This is a genomic window from Colwellia ponticola, from assembly GCF_005885605.1.
Classification (GTDB): Bacteria; Pseudomonadota; Gammaproteobacteria; order Enterobacterales; family Alteromonadaceae; genus Colwellia; species Colwellia ponticola.
The window spans coordinates 239,749-264,689 of the sequence record NZ_SZVP01000002.1 but is presented as its reverse complement, the minus strand read 5'-3'; the positions used below and the strand labels follow the sequence as shown (position 1 = coordinate 264,689).

Here is a 24,941-nt window from a genome sequence, read left to right as displayed (position 1 = left end):
AGTAAAGCGAGACCATCATTAAGTCAATCTAAGCTAATTTTGAGCGACAGTAGCAGTCACTACGACTTATAAACCTAATACGTCATCGTGGGTGCTAGCAACAATTACCATGACTTCGTCAATTAACGCTTGTTCGACATCTAACTCTTGTAATGTGGCCACTAAATGATCTACCACGGCAATAAAGTGTGACTCATTTAAACCTTTAGCGATCAAGGGGGCATGGACTTTGCGCATATCGTTACCTGAATAGTTGTTAGGTCCACCAAATGCCATGGTTAAAAATCTTTTTTGCTTGGCCATTTGATTGTTCATATTAACAGTATTGAAAAAAGGCGCTATAGACTTATCCGTTAATACCTTACGGTAAAAGATATCAACTGCAGCATTCACTGCAACTTCACCACCTAAACGTTCAAATAAAGGCTTGGTCATAATACTTCCTATTTATCGTTAGTTATTAATCCTATTTTTTCATTTAACTTGTTCAATTAATTTTTTAATTGAGCTAACCCTTAATACAATTTAGCCGTTACTCACAATGAAGGGTGCAGGTTACGTGTGAGAATTACTCTTAACTATAATAAAGATTACAGTAAACGGCGATAATTCGACAGATCTAACATATTAGGCCTCTCAACTTTTTTCTACCTCGAGTTAACAGGTATAAGCTATCATTATTTAAGCTATCATGCTTAGCAACAAGCATTAAACCTATTAAAGCGATTAAACCTAAGTGCTACTATTTATTATCCTTTTTACTGATATTGCAGATAATATTATGATCTTAGATCTAAAGAGTTTCGTATAGTTTTCTATTAATAGTTAATAAGTTACATATTTATCAATAAGGTTAAAAAATACCAATGAAGCATAACCTAATCACCTCATCTATCACCACATTTTTACTCATTGTAGGTGCTGCTACAACGTCGAATGCAGTAGCTAATGACAAAACTATTCAAGCAAATGATTTTATTGAACTGTTTGGCAAGCTTGGTGGGCAACATCCTGGCTATCGAAAGGCACACGCTAAAGGCTTGTGTGCCTCTGGTACTTTTTTGCCAGCGCCCAGCAAGTATTTCACCGGTTCACAGCTGCTGTCAAACGGGGAATTGCCGGTAACTATGCGTTTTTCTGTAGGTGGCTCTAACCCTAATAGCGATGAAAAGTCGCCTGGTGCTCGTGGTATGGGCATGCAAATTCAGTTACCTAATGGCTCTTTACATACTTTTACGGGTAACAATTTCCCGGTATTTGCAGGTAAGGATCCAGAAACTTTCTATGGCTTTTTATCGACATTAATTCCTGATGAAAATGGAAAATCTGATCCTGCTAAAACGATGGCCTATATCAAACAGCACCCAAGTGTCCAAGCGAATGCTCTATGGAATAAAACAGCTAAAACAGCCGCATCATTTGCTAACACTGAGTTTTTTGGCTTACACACCTTTTACTTTGAGCAAACCAATGGACAGAAAACTAAATTTCGTTGGCATATTGAGCCAAGCTTAGGTGTGAAAACACTAGAAAAGTCTGAGGCGGATAAGATGCCAACTGAGTTTCTAGTTGATACTTTTGCTAAACAGCTTAAAAATGAAACGATTAGTTTTACTATTATGGCAAGCTTAGGTGAAGCCCAAGACAGCGATATTGACCCATCACAGCAGTGGCCAAGTGAACGTCCTCAAGTAGCACTTGGCAAAGTAACTATTAAAACCAGTGGCGGCGAGGCCTGTAAAAACATTAACTTTGACCCTAATGTAATATCCGCTGGTTTTACACCAAGCGCTGACCCGGTATTAAAAATGCGTTCTCAAGCCTATGCTATTTCTTTTGGCAAAAGATTAAGCGGCCAATAAGTGCTTAACTAGTCAGTTTATTCTAGAACATTACTTATATATTAATGAGCATAGCCTGGGCCTAAGCTATGTTCATTAATTCAAACATATAAAAGGTAATCTTATTACTCGTCATAGTGAGCTCTGCAATCACTTAAACTTAAGTTTACGCTTATAACCACTTATCGATATACCCTCTGAGAATAGAACACTTGTTATTGTTTTTAGCGCTAATAAACCTTTGATAGTTTTATAAACCACTGAATAATATATTCATTAACAAATATTGGTCGTGTGTTCTTTACATGATTTACGCCTGATTATTGAGACGTTTTACTATTGCTGTAAATATCAAAACGCTTATACGCTAAAATTAAGTTTGAACAGTCTACATTAACTTTGTATTATGCCGCTTTCTCAGAACACTTAACTTGGTTTACACTGTGTGGTTAGGCATAATTTTCCACATGATAGTGGCTTTATACGTTAAAAAGTGAAGCAATAACAAGCTAACCTATATCGCTTATATTGCTGAGTCAGTGAGTAACCATAATGTGGAATTAAAGCCAGAGACAAATATAGACTTACTCATAATGTCTAGACTATAGTCGACCTGTTTTTTTGCTATAACGGATCATATCAATGATATTTAGCTTAAAATAATAACTATTAATGGCAAAACGGCACTTTACCCACCCTGTAAGTTATTGTTCCTCATAATATAAATATACACATAACCCTATTTTACACCTCAAGATAAACGGCACGATCTTGACAGGGCAACTGATTTTACTTCACCTCTTTAGGTGAGTAAAAAGAGAAGTAAAGTTACACGGTACTTACTTTTTTATCCGTCGTCATTACCAAGTAGCTAAGCAAATACCATGCTTGGTAAAATATCGACATTAAATTTTAATAGCTCTGCACGGTACATCCGGCGGAGCTATTTTAATTATACCGTGACACCGAGCTAGTTAAAGACACGGTTCATCCGGTCAGTAGCTAGCTCAAAAGACAACTCAAAAGATAATATTAAGTTAGGTAAAGTTCTATGGAATTATTGTATAAAGTGGAAGATAAGCCACCTGTTGGCACCTCTATTTTACTGGCCGCGCAACATTTATTAGCGGCTTTAGGCGCAATTATTGCTGTGCCTTTAGTGGTAGGTGGTGTGCTCGGTCTTTCAACTGAAGATATGGTGGTGTTAGTTAATGCTGCTATGTTAGTCTCTGGTGTTGTTACTATTATTCAATGTCGTGGCGTTGGTCCTGTTGGTATTAAATTACCCGTAGTAATGGGCACAAGTTTTACTTTTGTTGGTGTATCCATTGCTATTGGCTTTGAACATGGCGTCGCGGGTATTTTAGGCTCTGCGTTAGTGGCTTCTTTAGTGATGATTATCGGTAGTTTCTTTATGCCGACCATTCGTAAGTTATTTCCGCCAATTGTTACCGGTACTGTGGTAACCCTGGTTGGTTTATCGCTTATTCCTGTTGCTGTTGACTGGATAGCGGGCGGACAAGTGGGTAGTGAAGGCTACGCCTCAATAACTAATTTATTAATTGGTTTATCTGTGTTGGCTATCGTGATTGCTTTTGCTCAATTTGGCAAAGGCATTTTTTCTGCCTCTGCTGTAGTGATGGGTATGGTCATTGGCTTTGCTGCTTGTGCGGCATTGGGCTTAGTTGATTTTGCTCCCGTGCATCAAGCATCATGGGTTGCTTTACCAACACCGTTACACTTTGGTTTAAGCTTTCCGATCAGCGGTATCATCGGTATGTCAATCGCTTACCTAGTGACTATTATTGAATCTACTGGTGACTTCTTTGCGTTATCGACCGTGACTAAAACAAAACTTACCGGCAAGAAGCTCTCTCGCGGTATTTTAGCAGACGGCGTTGGTTCGGCGTTAGCGTCTGTTTTTTCTACTACACCTTTTTCTTCGTTTTCGCAAAACGTCGGTATTGTTGGTATAACCGGTGTTGCTAGTCGTTATGTCGTCACTATCACTGGCGTTATGCTCATTTTAGCGGGGCTTTTCCCCGTATTAGGCGCACTAATCGTTATTATTCCATTACCGGTATTAGGTGGTGCTGGCTTACTGATGTTTGCGATGATTATTACTGCTGGTGTTAATATTCTTTCAACCACACAACACACTAAACGTAATGGTCTTATTATTGCGATTAGTATTGGTGCGGGTATGGCAGTTACTGTTCGCCCTGAACTGTTAACTAATCTTCCTGAGTTTTTAAAAGTCATCTTAGCGTCAGGTATTACCACAGGCTCGTTAATTGCGTTGTTTCTTAACTTATTATTACCTGGACGTGAAAAAGCCACTGAGCAATAACAGCTTAGCGATAACAACAGTGCAAAATAAGCGCTAAATAAAAGAATAAAAAAAGCCAATGCTAGTAATAGCATTGGCTTTTTTATTAATACTTATTTGATTAACTAATCCGATAACTAATGAAATAATTGAGCAGGTAATACACCGCCGCTAACGTTATTCTTCAGCAGGTAAAAAATCTTTGATAATTTCATATAAACGAGGACGTTGTTCCGCTATTTCACTCGCTGATAATCCTTCAAGCGAATGTGGGTATTTAAGCCAAGCACTGGTTTCATGAATGTAATAGTCTGGTACACGGTCAGTTACATTACGTGACGGCTTGTAATAAGGCACTGCAATTCTGATATCTTCAGGCATATTAAGACGAGTTTGTTTTTGTAACTCATTAATAATCGCGTCAATTGAACGCCCTGTATCAAAGACATCATCAACCAATAATAGCTTATCGTGGCATTGAAGATTATTAACCAAGTAATTAATACTGTGCACTCTAACTTCTTTTTGTTGCTGATCTATTTTTGCTGCGTACGAAGACGTTCTAATGGCAATATGGTCAGATTTAATACCATGTACAGCTAAGAATTCTTGCACAGCAATACCAATAGGTGCACCACCTCGCCAAATAGCGACAATAAAAGTCGGTTTAAAGTTACTATCTAACACCTTACGTGCTAATTCATAAGAATCTTCTAATAAAGATTGTGCTGTTAAGTAGAGTTTTTCTGCCATGTGAATCCCAAGTCGAATATTAAAATCAAGCTATTAAATCAAGCGACTAAATATTGAATCAAAAGAACTTTTATGTTCTAATTTAGTGCTAGATAAATTATACAATATAATACACTAAGTTGGTGATTTCTTGGCTACATATCCTGAAAAAAAATTTTTAGATGAAGACTCGTTAATTGAAGAGTCCTTTCAATTAGCAACCCAAATAATGGAAAGTGGCTTTAAACCAACGTTTATCGTTGGGCTTTGGCGCGGTGGCAGTTCTGTGGGTATTTATGTACAAGAGTGTTTACAAACGCTTGGTGTACAAACCGACCATATTTCAATTCGTACTTCTTATGCTGGCTTTGAACGTTACCAAGAGCAAGCGCACAGTCAACAACCTATTCGTGTACATGGACTTACCTATTTAGTGAATAAACTAAATATTGATGATAAATTACTTATTGTTGATGATATGTATCGCTCTGGTAGTAATGTTAATGCCACTATTAACGAGCTGAAAAAAAGACTAAGAAAAAACATGCCAACAGACGTTCGTGTAGCTACGGTGTGGAAAAATGCGTCATTACCTGAGAACACAGGTCCTGACTACTTTATCCATCAAACCGATGACTGGGTTGTTTTTCCTTATGAATTGCAAGGCTTATCACTCGCTGAAATTAAACAACATAAATCATTTGCCTATCAATCAATTGATCCAGCGTTATTTATTACCAGTGAATAGCCTCTAAGCTAATCCCACTATTTCTAAAAGCACACCTTACAGAAATAAAAAAGCCCTGATTTTCAGGGCTTTTTTATATTTATCACTTACTCGCTAAGCAACTAACCAGTGCGCCATTAGCGCAATAACCGGTAAAGTGATCACCGTTCTAAGAATAAAAATAATAAACAACTCAACAATATTAACCGGTATTTTACTACCGAGTAAAAGTGCACCCACTTCTGACATATAAATAAGTTGCGTGACACTCATTGCCGCAATAATAAAGCGAGTTAAATCACTTTCAATTGTCCCTGCTGCTAATATTGAAGGAATAAACATATCAGCAAAACCAACCATAATAGTTTGTGAGGCAAGCTCAGCCTCTGGTATTTGTAACAACTCTAAAAAAGGAATAAACGGCATACCTAAATACTGAAAAATAGGTGTGTACGTAGCAATTATTAACGCAAATGTACCTACTGCCATGACCACTGGTAATACTGCAAACACCATATCAAAAGCATTGTGTAAGCCTTCTTTTAACGTGCTTTTAAACCCTGGAGAACTATGTGCTTTAGCTAATGCTACATCTAAAGAATGACCAAATAATGTTTTGCCACTTGGTACAGATTCAGCATGTTCAGGGCGTTTAGTGCCATCTATAAAGCTATCTTTTTTGAAGCGTAATGGTGGCAAACGCGGCACAATAATCGCAGCGACTAAACCAGCTAAACACACCGTTAAATAAAACGGTGCAAAGTACCTTTCTAAGCCCACTTGTTCAATGACCACTAAGCTAAAGGTAATCGAAACCGCCGAAAAAGTAGTGCCAATGATGGCTGCTTCTCGCTCAGTATAATGTTTTTCTTCATACTGGCGTGCGGTCATTAAAATACCTACGCTACCATCACCTAACCACGACGCCGCACAGTCAACCGCACTGCGCCCCGGTACACCAAATAAAGGCCGCATAAGTTTAGTAAACAAGGTACCCACTAGTTCTAATAAGCCAAAATTTAATAACAGCGGCAGTAATAAACCCGCTAAAATAAATACTGAAAACAAAATAGGCAATAAATCGTTTAATACCAAGCCACCTGTGTCTGGGGAAGTAATGGCATTTAATATCGGTAATAAAAACTCAGGCAACAGCGGTTTAATATCTATCTCCGCTTGGCTTAAAAATGTTAAAACAATAAACAGCATACCCACTAAACGAATACCTAGCCAAAGCCAGTTAACATCAAATAAGTGTTTTAATATAAAAGATTTTTTAATAAAGCTAGGTTTAACAACTTTAGCTAATAGCGAGAGCACAGCCGTTAAACAAATAATGAATGTCAGTAACTCAATCATCATCGAGCTAACGCCCTCTTTAATTGCTTTAGCCATGAGTGCAATGGGAATGGTCATCCCGTCACCAATAGCGACTGGCGTCATAAATAAAAATAAACCAATTAGCGATGGAACTAAAAAGGTAAGCCATGTACGCATATTATACTGCGACGAAGTGGGTAGCTGAGACATATTTTTAACCTATAAAAACCACAAAAAGAGCAAGGTGCTCTTTTTGTGGTAACGTTTATTATTAACTTTATACCAAGTCTATTAAGTTATTTCCCACTCAGCCAGAATTAAAAGGCTTAGAGGCAAGGCATTGATTGAAGAGAATGGTTATTCCCTTATCAAAATCAATAACGCCGCCTGTAAGCCTTTTAAACTGGCCCTTGGGAGCTTATTAGCAAACTGATAACAGCACAGAATTGATGAAATATAGAATAACTATACTTAACAAATTTTGCTTGTTATAAGCTCACTAATATAACTCTGAGTTGGGAATAAATTTAATAGAATTGGTATTACAGTTCTAATTGGGCTGTCTGGTTGTGCAATACTCACCTGTGTTAACAAAAGTAAGTAACAAATAGACACATTGGCGCTATGGTACTTTCCCATACCTGTAAAAACAAGGAACACTGTACTTTAAACTGCTAAATAAATATTCTCCGTTCATACCAATAGGCAGAAGGAGTAATGGATATGTATCGTTATTGATTTTGACAAGGACGCTACACGGAGGTAGCTTATTAGAAAAGGCAGGGGGCACATTCTTCTGCCTCCCTTCTCTACAATCAATGCCTTACCTCTAAACCTTTAAATTCTAGCTAAGAGAGCACTTTGTTATACGGATTAATGGTATTACGCAAAAGTATAACGACTAATGGTATCAACCACGCAAGCAGGCCTTTGTTGATCAGCCACTTCAATAGTCACTCGGGTAACAACCTGAACGCTTTCTTTAATCGCTTCAACACTCACTATTTCTGCTCGGCCTCGAATATCACTTCCTGCTTTGACTACCCCTGGAAAACGCATTTTGTCGCAGCCGTAATTAACGCCCATACTGATATTTTGTACATCAACCAATTGTGGTAAAAAATAATTAACCAGTGATAACGTTAAATAACCATGGGCAATACAGCCACCAAATGGACCCGCTGCAGCCTTAACGGGATCAACATGAATCCACTGATGATCGCCCGTCGCTTCAGCAAACATATCAATACGACTTTGCTCTAATGGTATCCAGTCGGTTACCCCAAGATCTTGACCGGCCGCCTTAAGTAATTGTGCTTTACTGCTAAAAGTTTTATTCGCCACGCTACTCTCCCCTACTCACTTTTTGTTGGCCACTTGGCTCTAGCCCTTGCTTCTAAAAATTATTTTCGAATGAGTTATCTACTTAATAATCAACTATATTTTTCATAACCGCTCTTAAGCACGTTGAGAGCTGACCGAAACAACTTCACCCGTCATGTAAGAAGAATAATCACTGGCAAGAAACATCATCACATTAGCAATTTCCCACACTTCTGCAGCGCGACCAAAGGCTTCTTGCGACGTTAATTTATCGAGTACATCTTCACTAGAGGCTTTTTTAAGGAATTCATGTAATGCAATAGAAGGTGAAACAGCATTAATTCTAATACCATGCTCCGCAGCTTCTAGCGCCGAACAACGGGTAAAAGCCATGACACCGGCTTTAGCAGCAGCATAATGCGCTTGCTCTTTTTGCGCTCTCCAACCCAGTACTGAAGCATTATTAATAATAACGCCAGCTTTACGTTTTTGCATATACGGCAGCATAGCGCGAGTCATACGGAACGTACCGGTTAGGGTAATATCCATTACGCGGTTCCACTGCTCATCGGTCATATCAACCACAGAGGTTTGCCCACCAAGACCTGCGTTATTAATCAACACATCAACACCAGCAAGTTTTTCCTCTGCCGCACTGATCAAGGTTTGTACCTGATCTTCTTGACTAACATCGCAAAGCTGACCAAAGACTTCTGTTAGGCCAGTTTTTTCTTTAATGTTAGCAACTGCTTCTTCCAAACGGCGCGGATGAATATCAGATATCATCAGCGCACGACAACCTTCCTCTGCCGCTCTCAGTGCTGCAGAAAAGCCAATTCCGGCGCCAGCGGCAGCCGTTACTAAAACAGATTTTCCGCGTAAAAGGTTATGTCCTTCAACGTATTGAGGTACTGTGGTCATTTTTTTCTCCGAATATGACTTGCTAACAATGCTTATCCGATAGCATAAGTCGATTCTTAAGCTGCAATCATCGTCAAAGTGGACTAACTTAAAAAACTTAATGAGAAACTTAATGAGCCACCCATAAAACTTAATGAGCCACCCATAATAATTCTCTCAACTTTCTTCCCAAAAACTTAATGAGCCACCCATAATAATTCTCTCAACTTTCTTCCCATAAACTACACTTATATGACTCTTTTTAAGTGTAGTGATTATTATGCCTAAGCCTCGTTCACAACAAATTAGTTTATCTGATACCCCCTATTATCATCTTTGCAGCCGAACCGTTAGAAAAGCCTTTTTATGTGGCGTAGATAAAGAAACCGGTGTGAGTTATGAGCACAGGCGCAGCTGGATTGAAAAACGTATTTTTCAATTATCTCAGGTATTTTCCATTGATATTTGTGCTCATGCTGTAATGCATAATCACTTGCATTTGGTATTACATGTTGACGTTGAACAAGTAAAAAATTGGACGACACAAGTAGTAATTACCCGTTGGCACAAATTGTTCAAAGGCACCATCTTAACCAGAAAATACCTGCAAAAGCAGGCATTAAGTCAGTTTGAATTAGCCACTGTTAAAGAATTTGCAATGGCCTATAAGCAGCGCTTAATGGATATCAGTTGGTTTATGCGCGCGTTAAACGAGCCTATTGCTAGGCAGGCAAATAAAGAAGATAACTGCACGGGCCACTTTTGGGAGGGTCGTTTTAAATCTCAAGCTTTATTGGATGAAGGTGCATTACTGTCGTGCATGGCCTATGTAGATTTAAACCCTGTACGTTCGGGGATTGCCCCAACTCCTGAACAATCTGATTTCACGAGTATTCAACTACGTATCAAAGCAGCCATAAAAGGCAAGCAACCCAGCGTCTTGTTACCTTTTACTGGCAATGAACAACAAGACAAAGCATCTGGTATATCTTTTAATTTAAAAGATTACTTAACATTAGTTGATGAAACAGGTCGAGTGCTCACAAAAGACAAGCGAGGTGCAATATGCGCTAAAACAACCAAGATACTCTCAAGGCTTCACATCAGTGATGAGAGTTGGCTAAAACTTACCACTAATTTTGAAGGTATATTCACAGGTGCGGTTGGTACTGCGGAGCATTTGTGTGAATTTAGTGGACACGTGGGTTTAAAACGGACACACGGTATAGCGAATGCCCAAGCTTGTTTGAATAGCGCTTAGCACCTTAACTACATGCCCAAGAGTTATCTTTGTATAGCAGAATAAGCTTGCCTGAAATTCACTGCTTGCATCACAATACATAATAATTAATGTGAAAACGTTACTCTGTTAAATAAATGAGTCGATTAACGATAACAACATTAGGTTATTAGTGTTTTGTTGTTCTTCATAGTTAACATGGGTGGCTTAATAGTTTTCTTGAGTTATTTCTTTTAAAAAACGTAAACGATTCTCTAAACTACCACCATATTTATCAGTTCTATCATTAGTATGCTCAGAAATGAATTGATTCACTAAGTAACCATTAGCGCAATGTAATTCAACACCGTCAAAACCGGCTGCTTTCGCATTGATTGCTGCTTGTTTATACATTTTTACTAGCGCTTCAACTTCTGATGTTGATAGCGCACGTGGCTCACTTGGATCAGCCAATTCGCCTTGCTCAGGGGCTGTTTCAATAAACACCTTAACCGCGTCAGCTTTAATTGCCGATGGGCTAACTGGTGCTGCTTGATTTGGTTGTAACGAAGTATGAGAAACGCGGCCAACATGCCACAACTGACAAAAAATGATGCTGTCTTGTTCATGTACTGCTTTTGTTACTTGCTTCCAACCTTGCACTTGCTCTTCACTGTGAATGCCTGGCGTCCACGCATAACCTTGCCCTCTAGGTTCAATTTGTGTGCCTTCCGTCACCATAAAGCCTGCTCCAGCACGTTGTGCGTAATAGTTAGCCATTAATTTATTAGGCACATTACCTGGTTGTGAGCTTCTAGAGCGGGTTAATGGCGGTAATACAATGCGGTTTTTAAGCGTATAAGGGCCAAGCTTAGTGGTTTCAAATAAAGGTGAAAATGTCATGCGTTACTGCTCCAAAATAAAGTTAATCTCATCGTAGCGGTGATGAATAAAACGACAGCTTAATCCAATATTGACAAGCATTTGCCGATCTTTATTCACAGTAATGAATGAGATATACAAAAAACCTGAAATAAGTTGGCAATATTGAATAAGCTTAAGGGATGTATGCTAAGCTCTTCACAATACAATTAAAAACAACATTTACTTGTTAAGGATACAAAGATTATTGGTATCAATAGGCTAGACATTAAACAACTACGGGTATTGCAGTTATTACTTCAAGAAAGAAACTTGTCGAAAGTCGCTGATATTATGGGCTTAACCCAACAAGCGATCAGTGAACAACTGAAAAAGCTTAGATACTGTTTTGACGATGAAATGTTTATACGCACCAGTAATGGTGTCATTCCAACAAAAATTGCAGAAAATATGGAGCATCGCGTAAACCAGATACTGGCAGATATCAATAATTTAATAACCGGTGAACAATTCAATCCAGCAGAGCTTTCAGGAACGTTAAAGATAAGCTCATCAGACTATGCTCTTATCACCATTTTGCCAATGCTATTAACACAAGTAAATGCTTTAGCACCCAACTTAAAGATTATCATTAGGGATTTTGAGTCAGATAATTTACACCAACTGATGGTGACGGGTGAACTCGACCTTGTGTTTACCTTCCCTGAGTTCATCCCTAACAATTACCCAAGTAAGCGGTTATTTGAAGATCATCACGTTTGTGTAACGGGTAAGCACTCAATATACCAAGGGAAAAAATATAGCTTAGTCGAAATAGCACAGCTGCCACAAATTATTATTTCACCTTCAAGGCCTAATTTAAAGGGCTCGCATGAATCTTGGTTTGCAAAAAAAGGAGTTAAAAGAAATGTATTAATGTCGCTACCCAGCTTCTCTGCGGCATCTAGCATTATTGAAGCAACTAACACCATTGCATTTTTACCGTCTAGACTATTACCTGATCCAAAACTAGTAACGATTGAACTTGAACAAAACCCACCAAAATTCGATGTTATTGTTGCCTGGCATCAGCGATCGAACAATAACCCATTACATCAATGGTTACTGAGCTTGATGGATGATATTTTTTGCTCTGCTAAATAAGGCTTTCTTTTGTGGTAGGGGTAATGTGGGATGTCTTTTTGAATACTAATGTGGGTGTCTTTTTTAATATCTTTTTTAATAATAAAAGAGGATCTGCTATAAACAGATCCTTAATGTCGTATCAACGCACCTTAACTTAATTTAGGTTTTTTATCTGCCCAAGGAGCGGCTTGCTCAAGCTGACTCGCCAAAGCAATAAGTCCGGCTTCACCACCATAAGCACCAGCAAATTGCACGCCGATAGGTAAACCGTCTTTATTCCAATGCAGCGGCATCGACATCGCTGGTAGACCTGTCATGTTGAACAATGCACATAATGGCGATGCCTTTAGCACAACCCTTACAAAAGACTCATAAGATTGGTTTAAGGTCAGTTCACCAATTTTAGGGGGTGGTCCCGTTGTAACGGGTGTTAAAATTAAGTCATAATCATTAAAGAAGTGAGCATATGCTTGACCACCTTGGTCAAATGCGGCTCGTGCATTTAGCATCTGTTGTGCGGTAAATTTTTTAGCATTTTGTAGATGCCCCCAAACAAGTGATTCAAACTCATCCTCTCGCGCCATACGGCCGAGCTTTAATTCACGCGCTTGCACGGCATTAAGCATGCTGCTAGAAGTAGCGACTCCCATCCCTTTAAACATTTGCTCAAGTGGTAGTGTCGGTTGAGCCAATTCTACAATATGTCCTAAGTCGGTTAATAACTTAACCGTTTTATTTAGTGCATCTTTACTGTCTTGCTCTATTGGATAGCCAAAGGGATGATTGTCCATTAAGGCAATTTTAAGTTTCTTTGGCCTGGCCGTTAATGCTGCGACCATATCTGCATTAGGTAAAGCTACCCGAGAGCCAGGCTCCCCCCCTTGAGTTAATTGTAATAATAATGCTGAATCACGCACGCTTCGGGTAAGCGCATGATGAACCGATAATCCCATGGAGCTTTCTAGGTTAGTTGGCCCTGAAGCCACCCTGCCACGGCTTGGTTTAAGTCCAAATAAACCGCAATGTGAGGCAGGAATACGAATAGAGCCACCACCATCACTAGCATGAGCGGAGGGTAAAATTCTCGCCGCTACGGCAGCTGCCGAGCCCGCTGATGAACCGCCACTACTGTAGCGTTTATCCCAAGGATTGAGCGTATTGCCGTGTAAGGTAGACTCACCTGTAGGTGTTTGACCAAACTCTGGGCTGGTAAGCTTGGCCATAATATTAAGACCAGCGGCTTGATAGCGGTTTACTAGCGTTGAGTTTTGTTCAACAAGGTTATCTTTAAAAAATTGGCAACCATTAGTGGTAATAGTGTTAGCTAAACCAACACCTAAATCTTTTAATGCAAAAGGCACCCCCAATAAAGGTGTGTTTTGCATTTGCTTAGCCCGTTGACTAATACTTAACTTACTTAAATTTTTGGCAAATTCACGTGCCATATCAAAGTGATTAACCGCAACAACATTTAAATCGGCATTTTTTTCAAAACGACTAATTGCCGCATCAGTTAATTCTAATGGACTGACTTCTCCAGCGCGCAACATGCCCGCCATTGCAGACATATCCCAGTTTTCATAATCGCTCAATGGCAAGCCAGGTGTTTTAGTGGCAGCTTGGCCATTTAAAGATAAACCTAGCATAGACACACTACCTATCGCGCCACAAGCCTGCATTAGTCGTCTTCTCTCTAAATTTACCTCAGTCATTATTTACTTCCCCAAACCTTTTGTGGTGCTATTGCTTGCTTATTTAATTGTCCAATAACATCAGCAATTTCGTTAACATCCAATCGTGCGCCTTTATCTATAGTTGGGCCAGTGCGCCAGCCATCACATAATGATATACGACCGCCTTGTGTTTCAAACACTTGGCCAGTAACGTCTCCAGAGGCTTCACTACCAAGCCACACCACCAAAGGTGCAACATTTTCTGGTGACCAGGCATCAAAACTATCATCTGTTGGCTTTTTCACTAAATCTGGCATGGCTGATTCTGTCATGGCAGTTCGAGCCGCTGGTGCAAGTGCGTTCGCAGTGATACCGTAGCGGCCAAGCTCTGATGCTTGCACTAACGTTAACGTTGCCACGCCCCCTTTAGCGGCAGAATAGTTAGATTGCCCTACCGATCCCTGTAAACCTGCGCCCGAACTAGTGTTAATAATACGCGCCGCCACAGGATTACCTGCTTTAGCTTGATCACGCCAGCGACGACTAAGAATATTAGCTAAACAAAAATGACCTTTAAGGTGCACCTGCATCACCATATCCCATTCGTCTTCAGTCGAGTTAACGAACATACCATCACGTAGTACACCAGCATTATTAACCAGTACATGCACTTCACCAAACGCAGCAATGGCATCGTCGACTATCTGCTGTGCGGTTGCCGTTTTAGTAATATCGCTACTGTTTGCAATCGCCTTGCCGCCAGCAGCATTAATTTCATCAACCACTGCTTGTGCAGCATCTAATCGGATATCGTTAACGACTACATTAGCGCCTTCTTGTGCAAAAGCGAGCGCATAAGCGCGACCTAAACCACCACCACTACCAGTAATAATAACGGTACGTTCTTGGCAAATTGCCATAACTTTTCTCCTTACCTTATATTTAGTTATAATCGTTCAATGATGGTGACATTAGCTAAACCACCGCCTTCACACATTGTTTGCAAGCCATAGCGGCCGCCTGTTCTTTCAAGCTCATGCAACAAACCCGTCATTAATCTTACGCCTGTTGCACCTAAAGGATGACCTAGTGCTATAGCGCCACCGTTAACATTGGTTTTTTTATGGCTGTAACCCGTTTCTTTTAACCATGCCATGACTACCGAGGCAAAAGCTTCGTTGATTTCAACTAAATCAATATCATCAAGCGTTAAGTTAGCTTTAACTAATGCTGCTTTGGTGGCTGGAATAGGTGCGCGTAGGTGCCAAATAGGATCATCGCCGAGCACACTAATATGATGAATTCTCGCTCTTGGCGTTAAATTATATTTTTTCAGCGCACGCTCTGAAACAATTAACATCGCCGCTGATGCATCGCATACCGAGCTTGATACCGCTGCAGTAATACTAGGATAAGTGGGGTCTACTGGCTCTAACTCCGCCATTTTAGCCAAACTGCTTTCCCTAGGTGTTTCATCGTGACTTAACCCTTCGCACGGCACTATTTCACGGTCAAAATGACCTTCAGCTGTTGCTGCTAACGCACGGCGATGACTTTCCAGCGCAAACGCTTCCATATCAGCGCGACTAATGTCCCAATGGTCAGCAATGCGCTGCGCGGCATAAAACTGATTAACCGGTGCCTCACCAAAGCGTGCGTCCCATAACTTACTTTCGGCAAAAGGTGTGCTAAAACCAAGTGGTTGTCCGGCTAACATCGCCGATGAAATAGGTATTTGGGTCATGGTTTGTACACCACCCACCGCAATGACATCTTGTGTGCCACTCATCACCGCTTGTGCAGCAAAATGAACCGCTTGTTGTGAAGAGCCACATTGTCTATCAACCGTAGTCCCTGGAACATTCATCGGTAAACCTGCAGCTAACCAGCTGGTACGGGCAATATTTCCTGCTTGTGAACCAATAGTGTCAACGCAACCAAAAATAACATCATCATAATCTTCTGCTGGAATATTATTGCGCTCAACTAACGGCTTTAACACCGCAGCGCCAAGATCAATGGCATGAACATGCGCTAAGCTGCCCTTGCGTCTTCCTGTGGGTGTACGTAATGCATCTACAATATAAGCTTGAGTCATTATGCTTCCTCAAAAGTACTAGCAGGTGCTAGATCAACAGTAGAGTTGAGTACATAGTCTTGCACACGCGCTTGATGAAAAATATTATCGCCCCAAGTATTACTTAATGCCCAGCTACGCTTCATAAACATTTGTAAATCTACTTCCCAGGTATACCCCATAGCACCATGTACCTGAATAGCATGACGCGCGGCTAAGGCTGACGCTTCATTACAAAAGTTACGTGCTTGTGAAACATGGATATCCGTTAACGGATGATTATTTTCCAGCGAACAAGCTGCGCGATATAAAACGGGTTTAGCCATTTCAATTTTGCCAGCAACATCAGCTAAATGATGTTTCACCGCCTGAAAACTACCAATTGCTTTACCAAATTGTTTACGCTGTACGCTGTAATCTACGCTAAGATCTAACATACGTTGTGCCAAACCAAGTAATTGCCCCGCCACAGAAAGTGCGCCACGGTTTAATGTTTGATTCCACAGTGCCGCCCCAGATTCACCACTTGCGATACAAGTTTCACTTGTTGGCTGCCAAGTCACTTGTGAAAGGCGACGCGATGAATCAATACTGGGGTTAGTCACCTCATCAATTTGAGCGCGCGGCACTAGGTGTACTTCATCACCGTGTTGCATTAATAATATTTCAGCAAGGTGTGCATCACTAACCAGTTGGCTGCTTTGATGGCCAATGGCTAGGCGCAACTCACCATCACAAATTCGAGTGAGGTACTCTCCTTTTCCTGCGACGTTATCATCAAGGGCAGAAAACAAGCCTGCGCCTACATAAGCGGTATCGGCAAGCGAGTCAGGAATACCATAATAACCAAGCTCTTGGGTCATTAATGACCAAGCTATATCGCCCATGCCTAGGCCACCGTTATCTTCTGGCACTGATAATGCGGTTAAGCCTTGCATCGCCATTTGGTTTCTAAGTTCAGGGGAACGACCTTCATCAGTTTCCCAAATTTCACGTAATGTTTCAGGGGCAGCTTCTGTCATTAAGAAACGGCTGATAGCTTCTCGAAACAATAATTGATCTTCAGTAAAAGTAAAATCCATAATTACACTCACGCTCTAGGTAGGCCAAGCATACGCTCAGCAACAATGTTACGTTGAATTTCATTAGCACCAGCATATATTGGCCCTGCTTGGGCAAATAAGAAACCTTGCAGCCAATATGCACGTTCTTCAGCAAGTGGTGCCGATGTTAATAACTCACCAGTGCAGCCAAGAATATTCATCGCTGTTTGGTGAATTAATAAATCTAACTCAGACCAGAAAACTTTATTAATGCTTGATTCCGCACCAATTTTATCGCCGTTACTAAGACGACCCACAGTGTTGTAGGCAGATAACGCATAAGCTTCAGCATCAGACCAACACTTAGCTACTGCTACGCCAATAGATGGATCGCGATCAGCACTAACTTTGTTATCACGATAGAGCTTAATAAGTTTACGTACCGTTTGCTGAAAACGCGCAGGTGAGCGTAATAGTAAACCACGCTCAAAGCCCGCCGTTGCCATAGCAACATGCCAACCTTGACCTTCCTCGCCAATACGATGCTCTACAGGTACTTTAACGTTATCAAAGAATATTTCAGCAAAGGCATCTTCGCCGTCTAACGCTTTTATTGGACGTATAGTGACCCCCTCAGCGTCAAGTGGCACCATTAAGAAAGACAAACCGTGATGACGTTTAGAGCCTACTTCAGAGCGGAATAAACCAAATGCCCAGTCGGCATAAGTCGCGCGAGTAGACCAGGTTTTTTGCCCATTAAGCACGTAATGATCACCATCAAGGATCGCTTTACTACTGATATTGGCCATATCTGAACCGGCATTAGGCTCTGACCACGCTTGCGCCCACATGTCATCACTCGAGGCCATTCTGGGCAGAAAATGTGCTTGCTGCTCTGGCGTACCAAACTCTAATAAGGTTGAACCAAGTAATAGTTGGCCATTTTGATTAACACGCAGTGGCGCGCCAGCACCATAATATTCTTCTTCAAAAATAAGCCAGTCAATTAAATCACAACCACGACCGCCAAATTCAGTTGGCCACATCACCATTGATAAGCCCGCTTCATGTAATTTGCGTTCCCATTGGCGATGTAATTCAAAGCCCTCCTTGGTATCGTAAGTTGGTAATTTTTCTTTAGGCACATTAGCTGCCATCCATTGGCGTACTTCTAATCGAAAAGCCTGTTGTTTAGGTGAATAAGTTAATTTCATAATTATCTCGACATAATGGCTTCAAAAAAGCGCCTTAAAAAGTGGCTTCACGTTTATCAACAAACGCACGTCGTGTTTCAGCTGAATCTGGGCTGGTGTAAGCTTGCAAGGTAAAACCTTGTTCCCAGCGATATTTAGCTTCTAAATCACCGTCTTCAATACCATTAAGGCTTTCTTTGGCGATTCGGATCATGTCTGAGCTTTTAGCGGCAATTTTACTGGCAATATCTAGGGCATGCTCGCGTAACTCATTTTTTGGCACAATACGTTCGATAAAACCATATTTGTCCGCGTCTTGTACCGTGATTGCTTCACCCGTAAAAAATAAATAGCGTACTTTTTGTACCGGAAATAAACGCTGTAAATGTGCGCCGCCACCCATCGCGCCACGATCAACTTCTGGCAAAGCAAAGGTAGTGCATTCAGAGGCAATAACAATATCTGCTGCGCCCGTGATGCCAATGCCGCCGCCTAACACATAACCGTGTAATGCGACAATCACCGGAATAGGACAAAGGTGCACCGCCTTAAACGTTTCATAGTTACCGGCATTAACGCTAACAATACGCTCTGGGTATTGATCGAGTTCTTTAATATCAACACCTGCACAGAAACCACGCCCTTGTGAGCGAATAATCAATACCCGTGCTGCTGGGTTTTTACCAATACTATCAATAAGGTCTGCTAGCGCCAACCATTCAACACTATCGAGTGCATTAACAGGGGCTTTATTGATAACAATTTCGGCGATACCATGTTCAATATGGCTTTTAAATGCTTGATTCATATTAAGATGCCTCCTTATTCGGCTGACCGGTTGTCCGGCGGTTTATCAATTGCTCAAGGCAGTTATCTGCCTCAGTAATAATCTCGTCAATTAGTGTCGACACACTGGGTAAATTATTAATACTGGCAGCAACTTGCCCACTGGGTAAAATACCTTCATCTGGCTTACCATCTACCATAGATTTTTGTATTAATACCGGTTGATTAGCTGACATGATAAGGGTTGCTGCTGCTTTAGGGTCCTCACGTAACCCTTTAACAAATACCTTCAACATATGAAAGTATGTCATCCCCATCTCTTGTTGCCATTGACGGGCACTGGTTAGCGCAAGCCACAAGCGTTTTATGCCACCGGCACGTTCAAGTTCTGTGATAAATGGCGTATTGATCATACGATGGCGCATGCCATCAACCGCGGTAGATATACTAATTTCGCTACTATCTTGGGTGTCAATATAACGTTGTTGAGTGTTTTTTGGCGTTGGTGCATCTGAGGTTAACAAAAAGCGTGTGCCCATCGCCATACCCGCGGCTCCCGCGCCTAACACTGAAGCTAGACCACGACCACAAGAAAAACCTCCTGCAGCAATAACTGGCACCGACACCGCGTTTAATACTTGTGGTAATAAAATAGAGCTTGGTACGCTGCCGGTATGACCACCGCCTTCACTGCCTTGAATAGTGATCATATCAGCACCTAATTCAACCGCTTTTATTGCATGCTTAACCGCGCCAACCGTTGGAATACACAATACGCCAGCGGCTTTAAGGCGAGCAATAGTCGCTTGGTCTGGACCACGGCCATAACTGACCGCCCGTAATTTATAGCTAATAGCTAAATCAAGACATTGTTGCGCATTTTCTTGGAACATATGAAAATTAAGACCAAAGTTACTCGTCCCCGTTGCCGCGATAACTTTCTTAATTTCGCTTTCTACTTGCTCAGTGTCCATGGTCGCGCCAGCCAAAAATCCAAAGCCGCCGGCACGCGTTGTTGCAATGACTAGGTTTGCATCAGAAACCCAGCCCATCGCTGTTTGAATAATGGGATAACGACAACCCAATGCTTGCGTTAACGGTGTATTCCAACGACCATCGGCATTAACATCAGTATTAATATCGGCATTACCATTAGCAATATTGTGTACTGTACTCATCGTTATTTTTCCTTGGCTGCAGACTTATTCGCATCAGCCATCGCTTTAGCGTCAAAACCGCCTAATCGATCGCCTGAAATAGTCTCATTATGGGCATGAGCAAAATGATGTAAGCCAAAGGCCATATCCATAGTTGAACGTTTGCCCATTAAATCTTCTGCGTTATTAATAACTTGTTTAGTTAATTGCAAACCCAGTCGCGGCATTTGTGCAATACGGTCGGCTAAGGTAAATGTTACTTCGCGCAAGTTCTCGGTTGGCACAACCCGATTAACCATACCCATTTGATAAGCACGATCAGCAGACATGCGATCACCCGTGAATAAAAACTCTTTCGCTATACGGGGATTAAGCTCGTGTACATGGGCAAAATATTCCACTCCAGGAATACCCATACGTACCACAGGATCAGAGAAAAAGGCTTTATCGTCAGCGATAATTAAATCACACACCCAAGCGAGCATTAAACCGCCTGCTACACAAGCGCCCTGCACCATAGCAATAGTCGGTTTAGGTAGATCACGCCAGCGACGGCACATACCTAAATAAACCTCATGCTCTCGGGCATATAAAAACTCGCCACCGGGCTTATTGGCATGGTCGTAAAAAAGTGTTGTGCGCTCAAAGCTTTTATCTACATCACGACCAGGGGTGCCAATATCATGACCCGCAGAAAAGTGCTTACCATTGCCCGCAAGGACAATCACTTTAACGTCATCATCGTTAGTTGCTAGCTGAAATGCCTTATCTAACGCGTAAGTCATCTGTGAATTCTGAGCATTATTATAGTCGGGGCGATCCATGGTAATAATTGCCAGCTGATCACGTACTTCATATAGCACCACGTCGTCTATTGTTTGAACTTCGCTCATTATAAATCCTCAGTAGCAACCACCGCACGAATACCTGGAGGGTTGTCTTTAAGTTGTTTAGCACGAATATTGTGAGGATCAAATTTAGCAATCACAGCTAACTGTTCTGCTGTTGGTGCCACCGTAGTCGGTGTATTGTCATCAACATGAATAGAAAAACCGGTTTTTTCAATCACCTCTTCAACGCTAACACCTGGGTGTACGCTCACTAAACGTAATTGATGGTTCGGCCCTTGCCAATCCATCACACAGATATCTGTAATCACTAAACGGATATCAACGTCATCTAATTGGTAACCTTTAGGCAAACGATCAGGGTTGTAACCAATAGAACAAACAACGTCACACTCATTCGCGACAAATACACGTTTGTTATGACTAGGTACAAAGAACGAGTTCGCATGGCTTATCGAGTTACCTGGCAAGCCACGCACACCTAACATTTGAATTTTGGGTTTATCGTAGTCACCACCTAAGGCTGAAATATTACTTTGCCCAAATTGATCTATTTGCGTTGGACCAATCATCGCATGGCGTTTACGACTCCAAACGTTGTCAAAAATACGAGAAAAACCCATCCACGTTTCATTACGTTGAATAAAATCATCACCGCGTGCGCCAATAGGGTTAGGCTCACTAAGTAAATAAGCTTCTGAATCTGTCATCATCAAATCAGGGTTTTTGGTGCTCATTGATAACGTTGCCGCTAAACGTGGTATTACGCCGATGCCTGTAGCTAAAACTTCACCATCGTTATCAAAAGCGGTGGATGCGGCACAAATCATTAATTCTGCCAAGCTGTACTGAGTTGTCATGATAATGTCCTGCCTTAATAAGTCGTTTGTGGGATAGCGCGAATAGCAGCAAGTCCACCAAGAAGTTCTTGATATTCCTGCTCTGTTTTATTGCTGATAAACTCATCACTGTAGGCACTAAAACCACCTTCTTTCGCGCATTTGTTGTAATGCAATAAGTGCTTATTATCAATACCATTAAACGGTGCGCAACTCGTTGGATGGGCGCCCCCAGGAATATGACAAACGGCAGTAGTTAAGCTACGCTCCCAAAAAACCTGACGTGAAGCTTCTGGACTATTAAAGTGATCACTTGTCACCAATTCATCACAACTGACGTAGCTTTTCTTCGCCGCGCGAACAAACCAGTCATCCATGTGATGATCAGGAGCCGAAATCTGACATACGCCACGCTCATCGGCGTGGTCAACATGAACGAGTGCCGCATCAAGCTTAATTGCCGGCATGGCTAGCCACTCTTTCTCATCGTATGGACTATCAATAACTTTTATATCCGGGTTATGTTTAATTACGTCAGTACCTAAACCAACTTGTGTTGGAATATACGGACAGCCCCAAGCCGCTGCGCGAAGACCTAGCAATAGCATGCCTTCATCTATTTCCATGAGTTCAAGTTCACCTTGCTCACGCGCTTTGCGAAAGAATGGCTCTAATGGAATGAAATCAAGCGAGACAAAAGCAAAAATTAATTTTTTAACTTTTCCAGCAGCGCAGAGCATGCCAACATCAGCACCACCATAAGCAACAATAGTGAGGTCTTTAAGATCTGAACGTAAAATCTCACGAATTAACGCCATTGGCTTACGACGAGGGCCCCAGCCGCCTATACCTATGGTCATACCATCAGATAATTGAGCAACCATCTCGGCTGCTGTTTTTAATTTATTCATTATTTTTGTCCTACTGAGAAATCATGACCCCAAAGGCTCACTCGGTTAAACTCAAAAGCGCAATGTTCTTGCCAGTTATCAACTTGTAAACCACCGTAACCGTACTCTAAATCAAAGTCAGAAGGTGTTTTCATATAAAACGAGGTCATTTTGTCATTAAGATGCTGACCTAAGGTCGCTGAAAGTTTGACATCGTGCTGTTGTTGTCTGTCATGAGCACGACCTACTTCTGTCATATTGTCGACTTCAACCATGGTATGCACACAACCGCTCGGTACAGGAAACTCTGCAATGGCTAAACTATGATGGCGTGCATTGGCACAATGCATAAAATAAATGCGAATAGGATCAGCATCTGGCGTAGGTTTAAAGTTGAATAAATCTGAGAGTTCAAAACCCAGCACATCGGTTAAAAATTGAAATGTTTCATCAAAATTTGGCGCGGGTAATACTGTATGACCAAGCCCCATGTCTCCGGTAACAAACGTAGGTACCCCTTGAGGAGAAATAAAAGGCTGGCAGTCTGACACATGACCCCAATAAAGTTCGTGGCGATTGCCTGCGGGGTCATTAACAATGAGTATGTTTTGTACACCGCGCAGCTGACATAAAGCGCTATCAGCTTCTTCAAAGGCGACATTTTTCTCTACTAATGTTTGTTTAGCATCATTAAAAGCAGCAGCGCCAGAGAGTTCCCAACCTGAGGCAAAGTAACGCTTTTCTTCACCGGGAACAATAAGCATGCGATATGGACGTTCATCCATTTTTATGTAAAAACCACCTTCTTCAGTAGGTGAGGTCATCATCCCCAAAACCTGCTCGGCGTAGTCTTTCCATTCTTCTGGTTTGTCCGATTGTGCAACGAAGTAACCTAATGCGCGAATATCCATGAACCCTCTCTTACAAAATTGTGATTGGACTCATTATCAAAGTAAATGACTAGCGCTTCATCGTCCATTAAGACTAACAATCAATAGTAAAAAAAGCATTAATAGTCATTAACTTACAGATAAAAAAGAAAAACCGCTTAACAATACACTTGTTAAACGGTTTTTGTGAACATAGGTGAGTGATTAGCGGTTAACGATATAAAATAACCAAATCATTAATGACACTGGGCTTATCGCTACCAACCACATGGATATGCACTTCTAACGTTAATTGCACTCCTTTGTGAGAAACACTAATATCTTGTACCTTACTACGGCCATAAATCGTTGAACCTGCAGGTACTGGTGCCGGAAAGCGTAAGCGATTTGAACCATAGTTAACCATGGTTTTAAAACCAATGATTTCAAAAGGTAGCGCAATAGTTAATCTTGATTGCAACACTTGCACTAGCGAGCCATGAGCGATAGTGGTTTTAAAGGGACTCTCTTTTTTCGCGCGCTCAGGGTCGGTATGCAACCAATAATCATCGCCTGATAGCTCAGCAAAGGCGTTAATCAACGCTTGATCAACGACTATTTGATTGCTCCAATCAGTGAATTTATTATCTGCTAAGGCAGAAAGTGCCGTAAGGTTACTTACTGGAACTTGTACTTGACCCTGGTCGTTGCGAGTAAGATCTTTAAGGGGGTCAATATAATCACGCACTCCACCGACATTTTCTGTCGACGTAAAACGTAATAATGTTTCGCCATCAATACTGACCTTATCAAAAACAGGTTTTACTGCCATACCAATGGTAATATCTTGCTCTGCCACATCAATTAACGTGGTATTAATGCGCACGCCTTGTGCTAATTCAACAACAGCTAAAGCTTGTGGCATTTCATCACTAAACTCAGGCATGGTTGGTATGCGTGTTAATGTGTAAGAATATAAAACGCCTTCACCGCTAATTTGTTTCCATTGCAGATCATGGGCAAAACAATGCGTACAATGATTACGTGGATAAAACACCCAACCATCACAGCTATTACACTGCTGTATTTTTAATTGATTCTCTTTAAGCGCTTGCCAGAATGGCGCTGAAATTTTTGTTGCTACTGGCATAGGTTTTAACGTTGCCAT

The 24,941-nt window shown here is 41.2% G+C and carries 22 protein-coding genes and 1 pseudogene; 5 read left to right on the top strand and 18 right to left on the bottom strand.

Annotation, left to right across the window (positions count from 1 at the left end; all coding sequences use genetic code 11):
- Positions 1 to 66: 66 nt before the first annotated feature.
- Positions 67 to 435 (bottom strand): group I truncated hemoglobin, encoded by a 369-nt coding sequence (locus tag FCS21_RS04205; RefSeq protein ID WP_138620734.1) that lies wholly within the window; start codon positions 433 to 435, stop codon positions 67 to 69.
- Between the two features lie 431 nt (positions 436 to 866).
- On the opposite strand from FCS21_RS04205, the gene FCS21_RS04200 reads away from it, so the two are divergent.
- Together FCS21_RS04200 and FCS21_RS04195 are read left to right on the top strand one after the other, a co-directional pair.
- On the top strand, positions 867 to 1,862 hold the full coding sequence (locus FCS21_RS04200) for a catalase family peroxidase (protein ID WP_138620733.1): 996 nt from the start codon (positions 867 to 869) through the stop codon (positions 1,860 to 1,862).
- Positions 1,863 to 2,892: 1,030 nt separating this feature from the next.
- Positions 2,893 to 4,191 carry a nucleobase:cation symporter-2 family protein gene (locus FCS21_RS04195; protein WP_138620732.1) on the top strand — a complete coding sequence of 433 codons (1,299 nt, stop codon included), beginning with the start codon at positions 2,893 to 2,895 and terminating at the stop codon, positions 4,189 to 4,191.
- 156 nt (positions 4,192 to 4,347) lie between these two features.
- Here FCS21_RS04195 and FCS21_RS04190 read toward each other — a convergent pair whose 3' ends face one another.
- Positions 4,348 to 4,923 (bottom strand): phosphoribosyltransferase, encoded by a 576-nt coding sequence (locus FCS21_RS04190; protein WP_138620731.1) that lies wholly within the window; start codon positions 4,921 to 4,923, stop codon positions 4,348 to 4,350.
- Positions 4,924 to 5,053: 130 nt separating this feature from the next.
- On the opposite strand from FCS21_RS04190, the gene FCS21_RS04185 reads away from it, so the two are divergent.
- Entirely contained in the window at positions 5,054 to 5,650 is a 597-nt protein-coding gene (locus FCS21_RS04185) for a phosphoribosyltransferase (protein WP_246046993.1), read from the top strand.
- A gap of 93 nt (positions 5,651 to 5,743) precedes the next feature.
- Here FCS21_RS04185 and FCS21_RS04180 read toward each other — a convergent pair whose 3' ends face one another.
- The 3 genes from FCS21_RS04180 to FCS21_RS04170 all read right to left on the bottom strand — a co-directional run bounded on the left by FCS21_RS04180 (position 5,744) and on the right by FCS21_RS04170 (position 9,193).
- Positions 5,744 to 7,159: a YjiH family protein gene (locus FCS21_RS04180; RefSeq protein WP_138620730.1), complete on the bottom strand. Its 1,416-nt coding sequence runs from the start codon at positions 7,157 to 7,159 to the stop codon at positions 5,744 to 5,746.
- A gap of 672 nt (positions 7,160 to 7,831) precedes the next feature.
- Positions 7,832 to 8,293 (bottom strand): MaoC family dehydratase, encoded by a 462-nt coding sequence (locus tag FCS21_RS04175; RefSeq protein ID WP_138620729.1) that lies wholly within the window; start codon positions 8,291 to 8,293, stop codon positions 7,832 to 7,834.
- Between the two features lie 114 nt (positions 8,294 to 8,407).
- Positions 8,408 to 9,193 carry an SDR family oxidoreductase gene (locus tag FCS21_RS04170; protein WP_138620728.1) on the bottom strand — a complete coding sequence of 262 codons (786 nt, stop codon included), beginning with the start codon at positions 9,191 to 9,193 and terminating at the stop codon, positions 8,408 to 8,410.
- 259 nt (positions 9,194 to 9,452) lie between these two features.
- On the opposite strand from FCS21_RS04170, the gene FCS21_RS04165 reads away from it, so the two are divergent.
- Complete coding sequence (locus tag FCS21_RS04165; RefSeq protein WP_138620727.1) at positions 9,453 to 10,433, top strand: transposase; 981 nt, start codon at positions 9,453 to 9,455, stop codon at positions 10,431 to 10,433.
- A gap of 198 nt (positions 10,434 to 10,631) precedes the next feature.
- On the opposite strand, the pseudogene FCS21_RS04160 reads toward FCS21_RS04165, so the two are convergent.
- Positions 10,632 to 11,294, bottom strand: a pseudogene (locus FCS21_RS04160) (oxidoreductase); the annotation flags it as partial.
- Positions 11,295 to 11,516: 222 nt separating this feature from the next.
- Between FCS21_RS04160 and FCS21_RS04155 the strand changes: the two are divergent.
- Positions 11,517 to 12,416 carry a LysR family transcriptional regulator gene (locus tag FCS21_RS04155; RefSeq protein WP_138620726.1) on the top strand — a complete coding sequence of 300 codons (900 nt, stop codon included), beginning with the start codon at positions 11,517 to 11,519 and terminating at the stop codon, positions 12,414 to 12,416.
- A 131-nt stretch (positions 12,417 to 12,547) separates the two neighbouring features.
- Here the strand turns inward: FCS21_RS04155 and FCS21_RS04150 are convergent, their stop codons facing one another.
- The 12 genes from FCS21_RS04150 to FCS21_RS04095 form a co-directional block, all read right to left on the bottom strand.
- Complete coding sequence (locus tag FCS21_RS04150; RefSeq protein WP_138620725.1) at positions 12,548 to 14,110, bottom strand: amidase; 1,563 nt, start codon at positions 14,108 to 14,110, stop codon at positions 12,548 to 12,550.
- The gene (locus tag FCS21_RS04145) at positions 14,110 to 14,991 is read right to left on the bottom strand and encodes an SDR family oxidoreductase (RefSeq protein WP_138620724.1); all 882 of its coding nucleotides are present in this window, start codon (positions 14,989 to 14,991) and stop codon (positions 14,110 to 14,112) included. Before FCS21_RS04145 ends, FCS21_RS04150 begins: the two co-directional genes overlap by 1 nt.
- A 26-nt stretch (positions 14,992 to 15,017) precedes the next feature.
- Complete coding sequence (locus tag FCS21_RS04140; RefSeq protein WP_138620723.1) at positions 15,018 to 16,169, bottom strand: acetyl-CoA C-acetyltransferase; 1,152 nt, start codon at positions 16,167 to 16,169, stop codon at positions 15,018 to 15,020.
- Entirely contained in the window at positions 16,169 to 17,230 is a 1,062-nt protein-coding gene (locus FCS21_RS04135) for an acyl-CoA dehydrogenase family protein (protein ID WP_138620722.1), read from the bottom strand. Before FCS21_RS04135 ends, FCS21_RS04140 begins: the two co-directional genes overlap by 1 nt.
- Before the next feature lie 8 nt (positions 17,231 to 17,238).
- Positions 17,239 to 18,405: an acyl-CoA dehydrogenase family protein gene (locus FCS21_RS04130; RefSeq protein ID WP_138620721.1), complete on the bottom strand. Its 1,167-nt coding sequence runs from the start codon at positions 18,403 to 18,405 to the stop codon at positions 17,239 to 17,241.
- Between the two features lie 34 nt (positions 18,406 to 18,439).
- Entirely contained in the window at positions 18,440 to 19,192 is a 753-nt protein-coding gene (locus tag FCS21_RS04125; RefSeq protein ID WP_138620720.1) for an enoyl-CoA hydratase family protein, read from the bottom strand.
- Position 19,193: 1 nt separating this feature from the next.
- Positions 19,194 to 20,348 carry an NAD(P)H-dependent flavin oxidoreductase gene (locus tag FCS21_RS04120; RefSeq protein WP_138620719.1) on the bottom strand — a complete coding sequence of 385 codons (1,155 nt, stop codon included), beginning with the start codon at positions 20,346 to 20,348 and terminating at the stop codon, positions 19,194 to 19,196.
- A gap of 2 nt (positions 20,349 to 20,350) precedes the next feature.
- The gene (locus tag FCS21_RS04115; protein WP_138620718.1) at positions 20,351 to 21,220 is read right to left on the bottom strand and encodes an enoyl-CoA hydratase; all 870 of its coding nucleotides are present in this window, start codon (positions 21,218 to 21,220) and stop codon (positions 20,351 to 20,353) included.
- A complete protein-coding gene (locus FCS21_RS04110) occupies positions 21,220 to 22,035 on the bottom strand; it encodes a CoA-transferase subunit beta (protein ID WP_246046991.1) in 816 nt (271 codons plus the stop codon). The genes FCS21_RS04115 and FCS21_RS04110 overlap by 1 nt, the downstream gene beginning before the upstream one ends.
- A 14-nt stretch (positions 22,036 to 22,049) precedes the next feature.
- The gene (locus FCS21_RS04105; protein ID WP_138620716.1) at positions 22,050 to 22,925 is read right to left on the bottom strand and encodes a CoA transferase subunit A; all 876 of its coding nucleotides are present in this window, start codon (positions 22,923 to 22,925) and stop codon (positions 22,050 to 22,052) included.
- Complete coding sequence (locus FCS21_RS04100; protein ID WP_138620715.1) at positions 22,925 to 23,815, bottom strand: VOC family protein; 891 nt, start codon at positions 23,813 to 23,815, stop codon at positions 22,925 to 22,927. Before FCS21_RS04100 ends, FCS21_RS04105 begins: the two co-directional genes overlap by 1 nt.
- A 190-nt stretch (positions 23,816 to 24,005) precedes the next feature.
- Entirely contained in the window at positions 24,006 to 24,941 is a 936-nt protein-coding gene (locus tag FCS21_RS04095; RefSeq protein WP_138620714.1) for a bifunctional OB-fold nucleic acid binding domain-containing protein/MaoC family dehydratase, read from the bottom strand.